Raw genomic sequence first — 18,987 nt, 5'->3', positions numbered from 1 at the left:
GCCCAGGGTGCGCGACCCGGCGCCGATGTCAGCGGGTGGCGGTGCCGACCGGCTCGTCCGCGTCCTGGGGGTCGTCGGCGTCGCTGAGGCCCAGGCGCAGGTGCTCGATGTGGTAGACGGCCTGGTCGAGCAGTGCGGCGACGTGGTTGTCGTAGAGCGCGTAGACGACCTGGCGGCCGTTGCGCCGACCGATGACCAGGCCGAGGTTGCGCAGCAGGCGCAGCTGGTGGGAGCAGGCGGACTGCTCCAGGCCGACCTCGGCGGCGAGCTCGGTGGCGGCGCAGGGGCCCTCGCGCAGCCGGGAGAGGATCAGCAGCCGGGAGGGTGTGGCCAGGGCTTGCAGGGTGGTGGCCACCCGGGCAGCGCTGGTGGCGTCCAGGCGCGTGTGCGGGACGGCGGTGGCGGGGGTGGCTCCATGACCCATGCGGGCAATACTACAACTGATAGATGAAGGGGCCTTCATATGTTCATGTATCGTGAGTGAGTCACCGGCCCCGCCCTGCCCAGGCCTGCCCCGAAGGGTCCCGTCCGCCATGTCCTCCACCACCCTGACCGAGCGCCCCGCGTCCCCGGGCGCGCCGCGTCCGGACACCGCGCCCCGGCGGCGCACCCGGGTGCTGTCGCTGCCCGAGGCCCGCTGGGCCGCCGCCGCGACGGTGCTCTTCCTGGTCGCGCTGCCGCTCCAGCTGACCGGCGCCCCCGCCTGGACCTGGGGCCCGCTGTACGCCCTCGCCTACGCCACCGGCGGCTGGGAACCCGGCTGGGCCGGGCTCCAGGCGCTGCGGGAGAGGACCCTCGACGTCGACCTGCTGATGATCGTGGCCGCGCTCGGCGCCGCCGCCGTCGGGCAGGTCATGGACGGCGCGCTGCTGATCGTCATCTTCGCCACCTCCGGCGCCCTGGAGGCGCTGGCCACCGCCCGTACCGCCGACTCGGTGCGCGGACTGCTCGACCTCGCCCCGGCCACCGCCACCCGGCTGCTGCCCGACGGCGGCGAGGAGACCGTGCCCACCGAGCGGCTGGCCGTCGGGGACACCGTGCTGGTCCGGCCCGGCGAGCGGATCGGTGCCGACGGGCGGGTGCTCGACGGCGCGAGCGAGGTCGACCAGGCCACCATCACCGGCGAGCCGCTGCCGGTCGCCAAGCAGCCCGGCGACGAGGTGTTCGCCGGCACCCTCAACGGCACCGGGGCGCTGCGGCTGCGGGTCGAGCGGGATGCCTCCGACACGGTGATCGCCCGGATCGTGCAGCTGGTCGAGGAGGCCTCCGAGACCAAGGCGCCCACCCAGCTGTTCATCGAGAAGGTCGAACAGCGCTACTCGCTCGGCATGGTGGCCGCCACCCTCGCCGTCTTCGCCGTCCCGCTGGCCTTCGGCGCGGCCTTCACCGGCTCGCTGCTGCGGGCGATGACCTTCATGATCGTCGCCTCCCCGTGCGCGGTGGTGCTGGCCACCATGCCGCCGCTGCTCTCCGCCATCGCCAACGCCGGACGGCACGGCGTCCTGGTCAAGTCCGCCGTCGTGATGGAGCGTCTGGGCCAGGTCGACGCCGTCGCCCTCGACAAGACCGGCACCCTCACCGAGGGCACCCCGCGCGTCACCGACCTCCGGCCGCTCACCGGCTCCGGCCTCGCCGAGGCGGAGCTGCTGGCGCTGGCGGCCGCGGCCGAGCACCCCAGCGAGCACCCGCTCGCCCGCGCCGTCGTCGACGCCGCCCGCGACCGCGGCCTGACCCCGGCCGCCGCCGAGGACTTCGGCTCCACCCCCGGCGTCGGCGTCACCGCCACCGTCGACGGCCGGGTGGTCGCGGTCGGCGCGCCCGCGCGGCTGATCAACGGCCGTACCGACGCCGCGTGCGCCGAAGCCGCCGCGCTGGCGGCCGAGTTGGAGGAGGCCGGCCGCACCGCCGTGCTGGTCGAGGCGGACGGCGTCCCGGTCGGCGTGCTCGGCATCGCCGACCGGCTGCGCCCGGACGCCGCCGCCACCGTCACCGCGCTGACGGCCCTCACGGGTACCGCGCCGATGCTGCTCACCGGCGACAACCCCCGCGCGGCCGCCCATCTGGGCGCCGAGGTCGGTATCACCGACGTCCGGGCCGGGCTGCTGCCGCAGGACAAGGTCGCCGCTGTCCGGGAGCAGGAGGCGGCCGGACGGAAGGTGCTGGTGATCGGTGACGGCGTCAACGACGCGCCCGCGCTGGCCGCCGCGCACACCGGCATCGCGATGGGCCGGGCCGGCTCCGACCTGGCGCTGGAGACCGCCGACGCGGTGATCGTCCGTGACGAACTGGCCACCGTCCCGGCCGTGGTGGCGCTCTCCCGGCGGGCCCGGTCCTTCGTGGTGCAGAACCTGGTGATCGCCTCGGTGTTCATCACCGTCCTGGTGGTCTGGGACCTGGTCGCCACCCTCCCGCTGCCGCTGGGCGTGCTCGGCCACGAGGGCTCGACCGTGATCGTCGGCCTCAACGGGCTGCGGCTGCTGCGCGAGGCCGCCTGGACGAGGGCGCGCGCCCTCTGACGGGTCCGGAACAAGGTCGGAACGAGGCCGGCGCGTCCCTCGGCGGGGCGCGTCGGCCGAGGCCGTGCGGGGGCCGGGTGCGGATGCGGGGCGGCCCCCACCGGCCTAGCGTGGCCCTCATGGAGCTGTTCCCCCCGATCCCGCTGGCCCAGTGGCAGGACTCCAAGGCGACGGTCCACCGCTTCGCCCAGGTCGTCGGCAAGATCCGCCTGGCGTGCAGCGTGCGGCGCAACCACTGGTGGAACGTCCCCTACCACCTCACCGGGCGCGGCATCACCACCCGCCCGATGGCGGTGCTGGACGGGGGCGGGACCTTCTGCGTCGACTTCGACTTCGTCGACCACCGGCTGGTGGTCTCCTCCTCGGACGGCCGCACGGCCTCGTTCCCGCTCACCGGCCAGTCCGTGGCGTCGTTCTACCGCCGTACGCTCGACTCCCTCGCGGCGGTCGGCGTGCCGGTCACGGTCTCGCACCCGTTCCCGTTCGACCTGCCCGACGCCGGCCGGCCGTTCACCGAGGACACCGAGCACGCCGCCTACGACCCGTTCTGGGTCAACCGCTACTGGCAGGTGCTGAGCCAGGTCAACCTGGTGCTGGAGGAGTTCGCCGCCGGCTTCTGCGGGAAGATCAGCCCGGTGCACCACTTCTGGCACACCTTCGACATCGCCGTCACCCGGTTCTCCGGCCGGGTGATCGAACAGCCGCGGACCGTCGACCCGGTGACCCGCGAGGCCTACTCCCGCGAGGTCGTGAGCTCCGGTTTCTGGTTCGGCGACGACTCCTTCCCGAACCCGGCCTTCTACTCCTACGCGGCCCCCGAGCCCGCCGGCCTGGCCGACAGCCCGCTCCGCCCCGGCACCGCCGGCTGGGTCGAGCGCAGCGGCAGCCACCTGGCCGTCCTGCCGTACGACGAGGTCCGCGGCCGGGAGGACCCGCGTGCCGTGGTGCTGGACTTCTACGAGTCCGTCTACGAGCCCGCGGCCCGCCTGGCCGGCTGGGACGTCCGGGGCGAGGCCTCGCCCGGCGGCATCACCGACCCGGTGGCGGCCGGGAACGGCGGCTGACGGGAACGGTGACTGACGGCGAACCAGGGCGGCTGTCCTCGGTGCGGAGTTTAGGTTAGCCTCACCTAAGCTGCGGTTCGCGTCGACGACGAACGGACCGGCACGGCCGCGGCGTCCGCCCGTTCGCTGGAAGGAGCCCGCCCTGTCCACCGTCACCGCTCCCGCCCGTTTCGCGCTCTTCCCCCTGCGCGTCGCCCGCACCGCCGGGCTCACCCCGCACCTGGTCCGCGTCACGCTCACCGGTGAGAGCCTCGCCGGGTTCGTCAACGGCGGCCTCGACCAGCGGATCAAGCTGCTGCTGCCGCTCCCCGGGCAGTCCGAGCCGCTGATCCCGCCCGGCGACGGCGACTTCGGCTGGTACCAGAGCTGGCGGGAGGCCGACCCGCGGGTGCGCCCGGTGCTGCGCACCTACACCGTCCGCGGCCAACGCCGCGACCCCGACGAGATCGACATCGACATCGCCGTGCACGGGGACCTCGGCCCGGGCTCCCGGTGGGCCGCCACGGCCGCGCCCGGCGACCGGGTGGTGGTCTGCGGACCGGCCGTCGAGGAGGCGGGCGGCGTGGAGTTCCGGCTGCCCGCCGACCCCGGCTGGGTCCTGCTGGCCGGGGACGAGTCGGCGCTGCCCGCCATCGCCGCGATCCTGGAGGAACTGCCCGCGCACCTGCCGGTCCGGATCTTCGCCGAGGTGGACGGGCCGGCCGAGGAGGCCTACCTCCCGGCCCAGCGCGCCGGGGTCGAGACCGTCTGGCTCCACCGCCGCTCCGGCGCGCCGGGCCTCACCGGGGCGGTGCGCGCCACCGACCTGCCGGACGGGCGGCCGTACGCCTGGATCGCGGGCGAGGCGGCCTCGGTGCGCGAGCTGCGCCGCCACCTGGTCGGCGAGCGGGGGATGGACCGGCGCGCGGTCTGCTTCATGGGCTACTGGCGGGCCGGGCGCACCGAGGACCAGCGCGCCGAGGACGGCCCGGGGGAGGGCGGCGAGGACTGAGGCCGGGGCCGCCGGGGCGAGGACGCCGAGGACCGAGGCCGGGGCCGCCGGGGAAGCGCCGCCGCATGCACCCTCCCGGAACATGAGGTTCCGTCATATTGTCATTCTCGCCGACGGCGCGCCCGAGCGCCGGGTGACGGCCCGAGCCACCTCACCACAGCGGGGATGACGATGAAGAGTCTCGCGGCGCGCCTGCTCGCCCTGGTCGCGGCCCTGCCGGTGCTCGCCGTACTGGCGGCGGGCCCTGGCATCGCGGCGCCGGACGGCGGGGCCGGGGCCCGGCTCGCCGCGTCCTGGACCGGCCCGCTGAGCACCCGGGGGCGCTACATCGTCGACGCCGACGGCGACCGCTTCAAGCTGAAGGCCGCCAACTGGGCCGGAGCCCAGGGCACCTGGCAGGGCAGCGGGAACACCGACGACCCGGCGAACAACCAGGCCGACCAGGTGTCGCACAACCTCCCGCTGGGCCTGGACCGGGTGCCGGTGGCCCGGCTGCTGGCCGACTTCCACGGGCTGGGCCTCAACAGCGTCCGGCTGCCGTTCGCCAACGCGATGATCCACGACACCGCCCCCGTGCCGGACTCCGCCGTCGCCGCCAACCCGCAGCTGCGCGGCCGGACCCCGCTCCAGGTGTTCGACGCCGTGGTGGCCGCGCTGACCGCCGACGGCTTCGCGGTGATCCTCAACAACCACACCACCAGCTACCGCTTCTGCTGCGGCCTGGACGGCAACGAGCGCTGGAACAGCGGCCAGTCCACCGCGCAGTGGGAGGACGACTGGCTGTTCATGGTGAACCGCTACAAGGCCGACAAGCGGGTGGTCGGCGTCGACCTGCGCAACGAGGTCCGCCGGGACGTCTGGGACGACCCCAACTGGGGCCTGGGCGACGCCCACGACGAGTACGCCGCCTTCGAGGAGGCCGGCAACCGCGTCCTGCGGGCCGACCCGGACCTGCTGGTCGTCATGGAGGGCATCAACTGGTACGGCATCCCCGCCGCGGGGTTCAGCCACGGCCGCCCGATGCTCACCCCGGTGCGCAACCTCTCCCACACCCTGATCGACTCCGGCAAGCTGGTCTACGCCGCGCACTTCTACGGCTACACCGGCCCGGCCAACACCGGTGCGGGCAGTGGCCCGGGATCCACCAGTGACCCGCGCTACCAGGACTTCACCCCCGAGCAGCTCGCCCAGGTGGTGGACGACCAGGCGCTGTTCGTCACCCGGGCCGGGCAGCACTTCACCGCCCCGGTGTGGATCAGCGAGTTCGGCGCGGGCGGCCGGGGCTCGACCGACGCCAAGGAGCAGGCCTGGCTGCACGCGTTCACCGACATCCTGGTGCGCGGCGACACCGACTTCGCCGTCTGGCCGCTGGTCGGCTGGGCCGACGCCGCCGGGCGGCCGCAGGACAGCTGGGCGCTGCTCTCCTACGGCCCGGACGGCGCCCGGACCGGCCTCACCGACCCCGGCGACTGGCGGGCCGCCGACTGGACCCGGCTGGTCGGCGCGCCGGCCGCGAGCGGCCCGGTGCCCGCCGTCGACCACTGGAGCATGCTCGCCCTCGACCACGCCGACCAGGTCCTCTCCCGGCGGATGCTGGCCCGCCCGGACTGGAGCCCCGGCAACCGCAAGGGCGACTGCCCGGACGGCCTGCGCCTGACCGCCCTCGCCCGCGGCGACAGCCGGGCCCTGTGCACCGACGCGGGCGAGCCGGCCGCCGGCGGCGGCGACTGGACCACCGTCACCGACGAGCGCTACGTCACCGCGGGGGACTGGGCGTCCGGCTACGACAAGCTCCAGTGCCCCGACCGCAGCCTCGCGGTCGGCTACAGCGTGCGCGCCAACGCCGTGGCCGCCCTGCTCTGCGCCCCGGCGGCCGGTCCGCTGCCGCTGACCGGCCGCACGGTCTGGTTCGACCGGGGCGACAACCGGCCCGCCACCGGCGGCTCGGTGGCGAGCGACTGGGCGCCGGGCCGCTACAAGGGCCAGTGCGCGGACGGCGAGTACCTGGCCGGTGTCGCGTCCACCTGGCAGCGCCTCCAGTACGGGGCCCCGGCCGCGCTGCTCTGCCGCCCGCTCGGCTGATCCGGCGGCGCCCCGGGGCCGAATCGGCGGGCCCCGGGGCTGATCCGGCGGTGGCTGCTGGGCCGCTCCGGCGACGGGCGCTCAGCTGATGCGGCGACGGCCCGGACCCGATTCGGCGAGGGCTCCGGGGGTCCGGGGGCCGACGGCGGGAGCGGCCGCCCGTTGAGACGATGACGAACGATCAGAAGCCCGCCCCCGTGGTCGCATTCCCGCAGGTTGGACGCGTTCATGACGTCTTTCCTGCGGGTCGGAACGACCCTTGACGGCGCAGGGCTTCTCTGCCAACCTCTCGGCAGGTCTGGACCATGATCGGCCTCTTCGACGGGGAGAGGACCGACGGCGCTCCGGCGGTGCGCAGGGGGGATCTGCGGGCCGGGCAGGTCGAGGCCGGGGGGCGGCCCGTCGGCCGCGTCGCCAGAGCATCCGCGGCGTCGGCCACGTCGGCGCCCGGCCACGGGGAACGCACCATTCACCGACTGCCGAATCGAGCCGCACATGCCACACTCCCTCCCCCCGCACGCCTCGCCCTTCCAGCGGGGCATCTGGGTCACCGAGCGCCTCGGCGGCCACCACGGGGTGTTCCACATGCCCGTCCTGCTCTCCTTCGACCGGGTCGACGCCGACGCCCTCGCCCGTGCCGTCTCGACGGTGACGGCACGACACCCCGTGCTGTCCCAGGTGTTCGTGGAGCGCGGCGGGAGCCTCGTCGCGGAGCCCGGCACCGCCCCGGTCCTCGACGTGGTCGACGCCTCCGAGGACTGCGCGCAGAGCCGGGAGAAGCGGCTGGCCGAGGACGCGGCACGCCCGTTGGACCTCCAGGCGGGCCCGCTGGCGCGGTTCACCCTCTACCGCGGCCGCGGTGAGGCGGCGGAGCTGCTCGCCGTCGTGCACCACGCGGTCTTCGACGGGGAGTCGAAGGACGTCCTGGTGGCGGACCTCGCCACGGCCTACGCGCAGGCCCTGGGCGGGCCCGCGCAGGCCGCCGACCGGAGCCCGTTCACGCCCCCGTCCACGCCCCCGGCCCCGCTCGACCCCGACCCCGACCTCGTCCGCCGGGCGGCGGACCGGTACGGCCCGCGGTGGGCCGCGGCGACCGAGCCCGTCCTCCCGGGACTGCCGCACGCCGTCACCGCCCCGGCCTCCGGAGCCTGCGAAACGTGGCGGACGGACGCGCGCGGCCGGGCCGCCGTGGCCGAGGCCGCGGAGCGCTGCGGCGTCACCGTCTTCGAGTTCCTGCTCGCCGCACTGCACGCACTGCTGCTGCGCTACGGCGGCGAGGCCGTCCCGGTCTCCGTGCCGCTGTCCGTCCGGACGCCCGAACAGGCCGGGGAGATCGGGCTGTTCGTCAACGAGCTGCCGGTGCACGCCCCGGCCGGGGTGGGCACCGGGACGTCCTTCGCCGAGTACGCCCGGGCCGTGCGCGCCGAGGCCCGCGGCGGGTACCCGTTCCGCCCCGTGCCCTTCGGCGCGGCCGTCGGCGGCCTCACGCCGCGCGCCGGGCTGGCCCCCGTGTCGTTCGGCTACCGGCGCGCCCGCGCCGTGGACCCGGTGTTCCCGGGGAGCACCGTCCGGGTGGACCGCACGGTGTTCAACGGCGCCGCCCGCAACACCCTGCACCTCCAGGCGGTCGACACCGCCGACGGGCTCGCGTTCTCGCTCCAGTACGCCCCGGCGGTCCTGTCGCCGGACGCCGCGGACCGCGTCGCCGGGCACTACACGGCGCTGCTGGAAGCCGCGACGGCCACGCCCGAGGCGCCGCTGAGCGCCCTGCCGGTGCTGGGCGCGGAGGAGCGGTACCTGGTGACGGACGGGTGGAACGCCACCGCCCGCTCCTACCCGCGCGAGCGCACCGTGCTGGACCTGGTGCGGGAGCGGGCCGCCGAGACGCCGGACGCCCCCGCCGTCAGCGCGGGCGCCGCGAGGCTGACCTACCGGGCGCTGGTGGCGCGGACCGAGGAACTGGCCGCCGTCCTGCGCGGGGCCGGGGTCGGCCGGGGCGACGTCGTCGCCCTGCACCTGGAGCGCTCCGCCGACCTGCCCGCCGTCCTGCTCGCGGTGCACGCCGCCGGGGCCGCCTACCTGCCGATCGACCCCGGACACCCCGCCGAGCGGCTCGCCTTCGTGCTCGCCGACTCCGGCGCGGCCCTGCTGGTCGCCGACCGGGAGCCCGCCCCCGACGTGGTGGCGGCGGCACCGGCCGTCCTCCGGCTCGGGAGCGCCCGCGCCGAGCCGGGGTCCGCGGCGGCGCCCACCCCGCCCGGCGACCTCGCCTACGTGCTGTACACCTCCGGCTCGACCGGGCGGCCCAAGGGAGTGGAGATCGGGCACCGGGCGCTGGTGAACCTGCTGACCTCCTTCGCCGAACGGCTGGGCTCGGGGCCCGGGGACGTCTGGCTCGGCCTGACCTCGCTCTCCTTCGACATATCCGGGCTGGAGATCCTGCTGCCACTGGTCACCGGCGGTCGGCTGGTCCTCGCACCGGAGGGCGCCGCCCTGGACGCGCCCGGAACGGTCGGGCTGGTCCGGCGCGAGGGCGTGACCCACCTCCAGGCGACCCCCGCGGGCTGGCGCGTGCTGCTCAGCGCCGGGCCGCTGCCGGCCGGGCTGACCGGGATCGTCGGCGGGGAGGCCCTGCCGCTGCCGCTGGCCCGCGAACTCCGCGGCTCCCTCGGGCGGTTGATCAACGGGTACGGCCCGACCGAGGCGACGATCTACGCGACCTGCGCCGACGTCCCGGCCGGACCGGAGGCCGTGGTGATCGGCGGGCCGGTCGCCAACACCCGGGCGTACGTCCTGGACGCGGACGGCCGGCCGCTGCCGATCGGGATCCCCGGCGAGCTCCACCTGGGCGGCGACGGCGTCGCGGACGGCTACCGCGGCCGCCCCGAACTGACGGCGGAACGCTTCGTCGAGGACCCGTTCGCCGGAACCGGCGGCCGGATGTACCGCACCGGTGACCTCGCGGCGTGGACGCCGGACGGCGAACTGGAGTTCCACGGCCGGATCGACGACCAGGTGAAGATCCGCGGCCACCGGATCGAACTGGGCGAGATCGAGGCCGCGCTGCTCGGCCACCCGGCGGTCGCCGCGGCCGCCGTCGCCGTGTGCGGGCAGGCCGATGGGGAACCCGCGCTCGTCGGCTACCGGGTGGCCGCACCCGGCGGCGAACCGCCGTCCGACGCGGACCTGCGGGACCACCTGCTGCGCACCCTCCCCGCGGTCATGGTGCCCCGGCAGTTCGTGGCCCTCGACCGCCTGCCGCTCACGGCGAGCGGCAAGCTCGACCGGCGCGCCCTGCCCGCCCCGCCGCGCACCGCCGCGGCCGGTCCCGTGGCGGCCGACGAGGTCACCGCGGGCGTCCTGGCGATCTGGGAGGAGGTCCTGGGCGCCTCCGGCATCGGCCCGGAGGACGACCTCTTCGACCTCGGCGGGCACTCGCTGACGATCATCCAGATCACCGCCCGGATCCGCGCCGCGTTCGGGGTCGAACTCGACTTCGACCTGTTCTTCGACGCCTCCACCCCGGCCGCCCTGGCCGCCGTCGTGCGAGAGCGGCGTTGACCGCCGCCGACCGCCCTTCCGCGACCGCCCCGCTCCACGCCCGAATGGACTGCCGATGACCGACACCCGGGACCTGCCCGCAGACTGGTCCGCCGCCAAACGATCCCTCCTCGCCCAGCGCCTGCGGGGCGCCGCGGCCCCGGTGCGGGTGGTCGAGCCCCGCCCTGCGGACAGCGCGCCGCCACTGTCCAGCGGACAGGAACGGCTCTGGTTCATGGACCAGTTCACGCCCGGCGCGACCGCGTACACGCTCGCCCCGGCCCGGCGGCTGCGCGGGCCGCTGGACCGCCCGGCGCTGGACGCCGCCCTGGCCGCCCTGGTGGAGCGCCACGAGGGGCTGCGGATGACCTTCCCGGTCACGGAGGACGGCAGGGCCGAGGTCCTGGTCGCCGAACCGGGCCCGTTCCCCGCCGAGTTCGTGGACGCCTCCGACGACCCCGACCCGGGACGAAGAGCCGCGGACGAGATCGGCGCGCTCGCCGCCAGACCCTTCGACCTCGCGAGCGGCCCCCTGCTGCGGGCCCTGCTGGTCCGGCTCGCCGACGAGGACCACGTCCTCGCCCTGGTCATGCACCACATCGTCGGCGACGGCTGGTCGATCGACATCCTCAACCGCGAACTGGACGCGCTCTACGCCCGGCACGCCCACGGCACCGACGCCGGACTCCCGCCGCTCCCGGTGCAGTTCGGGGACTACGCGCGCTGGCAGCGCGACCGGCTGGACAGCGGCGCCCTGGCCGACTCCCGCGCCTACTGGCGCACCGAACTCGCCGACGTCCCCGCCCTGGAGCTGCCCGCCGACCGACCCCGGCCGCCGCTGCTCGGCTACGACGGCGCGGCCGTCGAACTGCACTGGAGCCCGGAGCTCGTGCAGGCCCTCGCGGAGTGCGCCCGCGCCCGCGGGGCGTCGACGTACATGGTGCTGATGGCCGGGCTCCAGGCACTGCTCGGCCGGCACGCCGGACAGCGGGACTTCGCGGTCGGCTCGGCCGTGGCCGGCCGGCTCCACCGCGAACTGGAGGGCGTGGTCGGCGCGTTCGTCAACATGCTGCCGATCCGGGCGCGGCTGGAGGAGGGTCTCACCTTCGGGCAGCTCGTCGGCCGGGTGCGGGAGACGACGCTGAACGCCTACACCCACCAGGAGGTGCCGTTCGAGCAGATGGTCGCGGACCTGGACATCGAGCGGGACGTCAGCCGCTCGGCGGTGTTCCAGGTGACCTTCGCCTTCCAGAACTACGGCGACCGCGCGGCCTCCGCCGCGCCCGCCGCCACCGCGGAGGGATTCGGGCACGCGGCCACCACCAGCCACGCCGACCTCGCGTTCTACCTCCGGGAGAAGAAGGACGGCGGGCTCTTCGGCCTGATCACCTACCGCACCGACCTCTTCGACGCCGACACCGTGCGCCGGCTCACCGAGCGCTTCGAGGTCCTGCTCACCGCGGCCGCCGCCGATCCGGACCGGCCCGTCCAGGACCTGCCGCTGCTGACCGCGACCGAGCGCGCCGACGTGCTCGACCACTGGGCGGCCGGCCCGGACCTCCCCGACGGCGGCCCCCGGACGCTGACCGCGCTGCTCGCCGCCGCGGCCCGGCAGGCGGGCGACCGCCCGGCCCTGGTCTTCGAGGACGCCACCGTCACCCACCGCGAACTCGACACCAGGGCGACGGCCCTGGCCCGGCGGCTGCGGGCGCTGGGCGTCCGGCCGGACGACCGGGTGGCGGTGTGCCTGGAGCAGTCGCCGGACCTGGCGGTCGCGCTGGTCGCCGTCCTGAAGGCCGGCGGCTGCTACCTGCCACTGGACCCGGAGCAGCCGCCCGCCCGGCTGTCCCACCTGGTGGCGGACGCCGACGCGCGCGTCCTGGTGACGGACTCGGCGCTGCGGGAACGCTTCCCCGCGTACGGGGGCGCGGAGCTGCTCGTGGACCGCGCCGCCCCGGCGCCGGACGGCGCCCCGGACGACGCGCCGCTCCCGGAGGCCTCCGGCCCCGACGACCTCGCGTACGTCATCTACACCTCCGGATCCACCGGGCAGCCCAAGGGCGTCGCGGTGCAGCACCGCGAGATCCTCAACTACCTGGCCGGCGTGCGGGACCGGCTGCGGATCGAACCCGGCGCCCGCTACGGCCTGCTGCAGTCCCTGTCCTTCGACTTCAGCATCACGATGCTCTACCTGGCGCTCACCACCGGCGGCCAGGTCCACCTGCTGCCCCGCCGCATCGCCGGCGCCGAACTCGCCGGGCACATCGAGGCGTCGCGGCTCGACTACCTCAAGATGACGCCCTCCCACCTGGCCGCGCTGTCCGCCGACGCCCCGCTCGAGAGCCTGCTGCCGCACCGGGCCCTGGTGCTCGGCGGCGAGGCCTCGTCCCGGGCCTGGGCCGCCGACCTGGCCGGCCTCGGCCGGTGCGCGGTGTTCAACCACTACGGCCCCACCGAGGCGACGGTCGGCGTCACCGTCCACGAGGTCCACCCGGAGGACCACGGCCCGGGGAACACGCCGATCGGCACCCCGCTCGCGGGCGCGCGCTGCTACGTACTGGACGGCGCCCGGCGGCCGGTGCCGCCCGGCGTGACCGGGGAGCTCCACCTCGGGGGGCACCGGCTCGCCCGCGGCTACCTGGGCCGCCCCGACCTGACGGCGGAACGCTTCCTCGACGACCCGTTCACCGCGACCGGCGGCCGGATGTACCGCACCGGAGACCTGGCCCGCTGGCGGACGGACGGCACGCTGGAGTACCTCGGACGCGCCGACGACCAGATCAAGGTCCGCGGCTACCGGGTCGAGCCCGGCGAGATCGAGGCCGCCCTCACCGCGCTGCCCGGCGTCACCCAGGCCTTCGTGACCGTCCGGGGCGAGGGGATCAGGCAGAACCTCGTCGCCTACCTCGAGCGCCCGGGCGGCGGAACCGCCCCCGCCCCCGCCGAACTGCGCGCGGAGCTCGGCGCCGTCCTGCCGGACTACATGGTCCCCGCCCGGTTCGTCGTCCTCGACCGGCTGCCGCTGCTGGCCCACGGCAAGGTCGACCGCAAGGCCCTGCCCGAACCCGAGGACGCCGCCCCGGCCGCCGGCCGGGTGGAGCCCGAGGGCGAGACCGAGACGCTGATCGCCGCGATCTGGGCCGAGGTGCTCGACGTCGCGACGGTCGGCGCCCTGGACGACTTCTTCGAGATCGGCGGGCACTCGCTGCTCGCCACCCAGGTCGTCGCCCGGCTGCGCCGCGCCTTCCCCGACCTGCCGACACCCGTCGGCGTGATGGACCTCTTCCGCTTCCCGACCGTCCGCCAACTCGCCGCGCTCGTCGCCGACCCGGCCGCCGACCGGGGGCCGCGGGGCCTGCTGCACCGCCTCACCCCCGAGCGGCGCCGCACCACCGGAAGCGTCGTCTGCACGCCCTACGGCGGCGGCAGCGCCCTCATCTACAAACCGCTCGCCGACGCCCTGCCGGAGGACTGGGCACTGCACTCCGTCGCCGTCCCCGGACACGAACTCGGCGAGCAGCCGATGGACGTCGACGAGGTCGCCGACCGCTGCGCCCGCGAGATCCTCGAGAACGTCGAGGGCCGGATCGTGCTGTACGGGCACTGCGGGGTCGGCGTGCGCCTCGCCGTCGAGATCGCCCGGCGGGTCGAGGCCGCCGGCCGCGACATCGACGCCGTCCACCTCGGCGGCATCTTCCCCTTCGCCCGGCCCAAGGGCCGCGGCGCGGCGGTCGGGGAGCGGTGGGCCGAACTCCTCGACCGGCTGCGCAGCGACCAGGACATGATCAACGGGCTGGCCGCCGCCGGCCTGGACACCGACGAACTGGACCCGGAGCAGCTGCGGCTCATCGTCCGCAACCGCCGTACCGGCACCAAGGACGTCGAACGGTACTTCACCCGGATGTTCGCGACCGAGGGCGGCCGGATCAAGGCCCCGGTGATCGCGGTCTGCGGCGACCGCGACCCGGCCACCGAGTTCTACCAGGAGCGCTTCCGCGAGTGGCACCGGATCGCCGACACCACCGCGGTCGTCGTCCTCGACGAGGCCGGCCACTTCTACCTCAAGTACCGGGCCGCCGAACTCGCGGCCGTCGTCACCGGCGTCCACCGGTCGATCGCCGCGGGGGAGGAGGACCGCCACCGCCGCACGGACAGCGCGACCTGGTGGCTGGCCGGGCTCTCCCGGGACGCCGGACGGCCGGCCTCGGACGGGGACCGGGCGTCCGTCCGCCCCACCATGCGCCGCTTCCTCACCGTCGCCTCCGGGCAGCAGGTGTCGATGATCGGATCGGCGCTCACCGAGTTCGCCCTCCCGGTCTGGATCTACCTGCGCACCGGCTCCCTGGCCCAGTTCGGACTGCTGGCCGCCTGCGGCCTGGTGCCCGGCATCCTCGCCGCCCCGCTCGCCGGCGCGGTCGTCGACCGGGGGGACCGGCGCCGGACCATGCTCCTCGGCGACCTCGCCGCCGGACTCACCCAGGCCCTCCTGCTCCTGCTGTACGCCACCGGCGGCCTCCAGGTCTGGCACGCCTACGCGCTCATCGCCGTGCTGTCCGCCGCCCTCTCCTTCCAACGGCTCGCCTGGAACGCGGCGGTGCCGCAGCTCGTCCCCAAGCGCTACCTCGGCCGAGCCAACGGCGTGGTCCAGATGGCCTTCGGCCTCGCCCAGTTCCTCGTCCCGCTGTTCGCCGTCGGGCTGCTCGCCGCGATCGGACTCGGCGGCATCCTCGCCCTCGACGTGGCCGGCTACGCCGTCGCGGTCACCGTCACCCTGGCCGTCCGGTTCCCCGACCTGATGGGCTCCACCCGCCGGGAGAGCATCGCCGCGGAGATCCGCGAAGGCTTCCGCCGGGCCCTGGGCAGCAGGCACTTCCGCGCGATGCTGCTGTACTTCGCCGTCCTGAACGTCTTCCTCTCCCCGCTGTTCCTGCTCACCACCCCGCTCGTGCTCTCCTTCGCCCCGCTCTCGGCGGCCGGCTGGGTGTCGACGGCCGCCGGCCTCGGCGCCGTGCTCGGCGGGATCACGTTGGTGGCCTGGGGCGGACCGCGCCGCCGGAAGCTGCGCGGGGTGCTGCTCGCCACCCTGGTGGTCGCCGCGGCCTGCCTGCTCACCGGGCTGCGCCCGTCGATCTGGACGGTCGCCCTCGGCGCGTTCGGCATGACCTTCGCGCTCGCCCTGCTCAACGGCGCCTACGCGACCATCGTGCAGACCAAGGTGCCGCTGCGCTTCCACGGCCGGGTGATCGCCGTGAACACCATGGTCGCCTGGTCGACCCTGCCGGTCGGCTTCGCCGTGGTCGCCCCGTTCGGCCCCGGACTCCTCCAGCCGCTGATGGACCACGACGGCGCCCTCGCCGGCAGCGTCGGGCGGCTCATCGGCACCGGCGACGGCCGCGGCATCGGACTGCTCTACCTGCTGTTCGGCCTCGCCATGGCGGCCCTCGCGCTGGTCTGCCTGGCCGTGCCCGTGCTGCGCCACTTCGACCGGGACGTCCCCGACGCCGAGCCCGACGACCTGGTCGGCCTCCAGACCATCCAGGACCGGGCCGCCGACGCCGCCGCGCCCACCCTCCCGCACCGCTCCGAGACCGAGGTGACCGTCCGGTGACCACCACCGCCACCGCCATCCACCCGCTGACCGCCGAACAGCGCCGGCTCTGGTTCCTCCAGCAGGTCCACCCGGACGACGCCGGCTTCAACATGTACCTCAACCGGCGCTGGACCGGGCCGATCGACCCCCGGGCCCTGCGCACCGCGCTGGACCGGCTGACCGCCCGCCACGAGATCCTGCGCACCCGCTTCGCGCCCGAAGGACCCGACGAGGCGGAGCCCGTCCAGCTGGTCCAGCCCCCGGCCGCGACCGACCTGGTCACGATCCGCCTGCCCGAGGGCGCGACCGAGCAGGACTTCACCGACGCCTGCCGCCCGTACGTCAACGCGCCGTTCGACCTCGCCGCCGCGCCGCCGCTGCGCGCGACCCTGATCAGCGCCGGCGAGCGGGAACACGCGGTCAGCGTCGTGGTCCACCACATCGTCGCGGACGGCTGGTCCTTCCGCACGATGTGGCGCGAACTGCTCGCCCTCTACCGCGAGGCGATCGGCGAGGCACCCGCGGAACTGCCGGAACTCGCCCTGCAGTACGGCGACTTCGCCCGCGCCGAACGCGCCAGGACGGGCGGGGAGGCGGGCGAGGAGGCCTTCCGGTTCTGGGCGGACCGGCTCGCCGGCACCGGAGCGCTGCGCCTCCCGTTCGACCGGCCGAGACCCTCCAGCCCCACCAGACCCGCCGGTTTCGTCACCGTCGACCTCGGCCCCGAGCTGACCGCCGCCCTCGACCGGACGGCCCGGCAGGAGCGGTGCACCCCGTTCATGGTGCTGCTGGCCGGCTACCAGAGCGTGCTCGCGCGCTGGACCGGCTGCCGGGACTTCGTGGTCGGCACCCCGCTGGCGGGCCGTACCGAGGCGGCGCACGAGGCGCTGCTCGGCTACTTCAACCGCACCGCGGTGATCAGGTCGGACCTCACCGGCGAGCCCGGCTTCCGCACCGTGCTGAAGCGGACCAGGTCCGCCGCACTGGCCGCGCTGAGCCGTCCCGACGCCCCGGCCGAGCGGCTCGCCGCCCACCTCGGCCTGCCCGCGGACACCGGAGCCGGACCGCTCTACCAGGCCGTCTTCGTCCACCAGAGCCAGAACGACCTGGCGGTCGGCTCCGGCGAGCCGGCCCTGCCCGAGGGCGTCCGGACGACCGGCATGGACTCCGGCTTCGACCAGGCCAAGACCGACCTGCTGCTCGACAGCTGGCGCACCCCCGACGGCGGGATCACGCTCTCCTTCTGCTACGACCGCGAGCTGTTCGACCGGGGGACCGTCGAGGCGCTCGGCGACCGGTGCCGCGAGCTGTACGCGCGGATCGTCGAGGACCCGGAACTCCCCCTGCACGGCGACTGGTTCGTCGGTGCCGAGGAGCGGGCGGCGCTGCTCGCCCTGGGGGCCGGCCCGGCCGCTCCGGCCGCCGTACGGACGGTGCTGGAGCGGTTCGCCGAGCAGGCCGCCGCCCGACCGGACGCGCCGGCCCTGGAGTGCGACGGACGGACGCTGTCCTACGCCGAACTCGACCGGCGGTCCACCGAACTGGCCCGCCGGCTCGGCCCGGTGGCCGACCGGGTGGTCGCGGTGTCGATGGCGCCCTCCTTCGACCTGGTGGTGGCCCTGACGGCGGTCTGGAAGGCCGGTGCCGCCTACCTCCCGCTCGACCCGGCCCACCCCGAGGAGCGCCGCGCCCTGATGGTCCGGGAGGCCGACGCCGTCCTCACCCTCACCGGCACGGACCTGCCGGGGGCGGGGACCGCCGACCTCGCCCCGCCCGACCCGCGGGCCCTCGCCTACGTCCTCTACACCTCCGGGTCCACCGGGGCGCCGAAGGCCGTCGCGGTCGACCACCCGGCGGTCTCCGCCCGGGTCGACTGGATGGCGGGCCCGGACGGCTACGCGCTGGGCCCCGACGACCGGATCGTCCAGTTCGCCTCCCTCGGCTTCGACACCCACGTGGAGGAGCTCTGGCCGGCCCTCGCGGCCGGGGCGTGCGTGGTGCTCCTGCCCGGCGGCGGCCGGACCCTGCCCGACCTGCTGGCCGGTCCGGCCGGCCGGACCGTCACCGTGCTCGACCTGCCGACCGCGTACTGGGAGGAACTCGTCGGCCTGGACGACGGGACCAGCTGGCCGGACGCGCTGCGCCTGGTCGTCATCGGCGGTTCCGAGGCGCGCGCCGGTACGGTCGCCCGGTGGCGCCGGCGGCACGGGGACGCGGTCCGGCTCGTCAACACCTACGGCCCCACCGAGGCCACCGTGATCGTCACCGCGGCCGAGCTGACGGCCGCCGACACCGACCGCCGGCCCTCGCTGGGCCGCCCGCTGCCCGGCGTCAGGCTCCACGTGCTGGACGAGCACGGCGGACTGCTGCCCCGGGGCTCCGAGGGCGAGCTGTACATCGGCGGCAGCGGCCTGGCCCGGGGCTACCTGGGCCGGCCCGACCTGACCGCGACGGCCTTCGTGCCCGACCCCTTCGCCGGCGGCGTGATGTACCGCACCGGAGACCGGGCCCGGTGGCGGGCGGACGGCCGGCTGGAGTTCCTGGGGCGCGGCGACGCGCAGCTGAAGCTCCGCGGCTACCGGATCGAGCCCGCCGAGATCGAGTCCGCGCTGACCGCGCACCCGGGCGTCGCGCAGGCCGCCGTGCTGGTCCGCGACGGCCGTCGGCTGCTGGCGTACGCCGTCCCGCGCCCGGGGGCCGAGCCCGGGCCGGCCGAGCTGCGCGAGCACCTCGCCGTACGGCTTCCCGCCTACATGGTCCCGGACGCCGTCGTCACGCTGGCCCGGCTGCCGCTGACCCCGAACGGCAAGCCCGACCTCGCGGCCCTGCCCGACCCCGGGCCGGCCGCCGGGTCGGGCTACGTCGCGCCGCGCACCGACGCCGAGCAGCTGGTCACCGAGCTGTGGCAGGAGGTCCTCGGAGTGCCGCGGGTCGGGGTGTTCGACGACTTCCTCGCGCTCGGCGGGGACTCGCTCCTGGTCACCCGGGTCGCCGCGCGGATCCGGGCCGGGATCGGACTCGACATCCCCATCCGCGAGGTGTTCGAGAGCAGCACACCGGCCGCCCTCGCGGCCCGGATCGAGGCGCTGCTGATCGCCGAGATCGACGCGCTCAGCGAGGAGGAGGCGGCCGGGCGCCTCTCCGGCTGAGCGGGCGGCCGAGTGGTCCGGGGGTGCGGCCGGTGACGGCCGCACCCCCGCTTGC

The 18,987-nt window shown here is 75.7% G+C and carries 8 protein-coding genes; 7 read left to right on the top strand and 1 reads right to left on the bottom strand.

Annotated elements, in window-relative coordinates; translation table 11 throughout:
* Positions 1 to 28 precede the first annotated feature (28 nt).
* Complete coding sequence (locus AMK13_RS18245) at positions 29 to 424, bottom strand: ArsR/SmtB family transcription factor (RefSeq protein ID WP_074003144.1); 396 nt, start codon at positions 422 to 424, stop codon at positions 29 to 31.
* A 109-nt stretch (positions 425 to 533) separates the two neighbouring features.
* Here AMK13_RS18245 and AMK13_RS18240 point away from each other — a divergent pair, with 109 nt between their 5' ends.
* From AMK13_RS18240 to AMK13_RS18210, 7 genes are all read left to right on the top strand, one after another.
* Positions 534 to 2,516 (top strand): heavy metal translocating P-type ATPase, encoded by a 1,983-nt coding sequence (locus AMK13_RS18240; RefSeq protein ID WP_074003143.1) that lies wholly within the window; start codon positions 534 to 536, stop codon positions 2,514 to 2,516.
* Positions 2,517 to 2,635: 119 nt separating this feature from the next.
* Positions 2,636 to 3,580 (top strand): DUF5996 family protein, encoded by a 945-nt coding sequence (locus AMK13_RS18235; protein ID WP_074003142.1) that lies wholly within the window; start codon positions 2,636 to 2,638, stop codon positions 3,578 to 3,580.
* A gap of 70 nt (positions 3,581 to 3,650) precedes the next feature.
* A complete protein-coding gene (locus tag AMK13_RS18230; protein WP_338016308.1) occupies positions 3,651 to 4,571 on the top strand; it encodes a siderophore-interacting protein in 921 nt (306 codons plus the stop codon).
* A gap of 165 nt (positions 4,572 to 4,736) precedes the next feature.
* Positions 4,737 to 6,653, top strand: coding sequence for a glycoside hydrolase family 5 protein (locus AMK13_RS18225; RefSeq protein WP_107418767.1), 1,917 nt, complete (start codon positions 4,737 to 4,739; stop codon positions 6,651 to 6,653).
* 495 nt (positions 6,654 to 7,148) lie between these two features.
* Positions 7,149 to 10,214: a non-ribosomal peptide synthetase gene (locus tag AMK13_RS18220; protein ID WP_074003139.1), complete on the top strand. Its 3,066-nt coding sequence runs from the start codon at positions 7,149 to 7,151 to the stop codon at positions 10,212 to 10,214.
* Positions 10,215 to 10,269: 55 nt separating this feature from the next.
* Positions 10,270 to 15,801, top strand: coding sequence for a non-ribosomal peptide synthetase/MFS transporter (locus AMK13_RS18215; protein ID WP_074003138.1), 5,532 nt, complete (start codon positions 10,270 to 10,272; stop codon positions 15,799 to 15,801).
* Complete coding sequence (locus tag AMK13_RS18210; protein WP_074003137.1) at positions 15,798 to 18,932, top strand: non-ribosomal peptide synthetase; 3,135 nt, start codon at positions 15,798 to 15,800, stop codon at positions 18,930 to 18,932. Before AMK13_RS18215 ends, AMK13_RS18210 begins: the two co-directional genes overlap by 4 nt.
* The last annotated feature ends 55 nt before the right edge of the window (positions 18,933 to 18,987 follow it).

It is taken from the genome of Streptomyces sp. CB02056 (assembly GCF_001905545.1).
Lineage (GTDB): Bacteria > Actinomycetota > Actinomycetes > Streptomycetales > Streptomycetaceae > Kitasatospora.
Note: the sequence above shows the minus strand (reverse complement) of the source record. Positions and strands in the feature narration are given on the sequence as shown.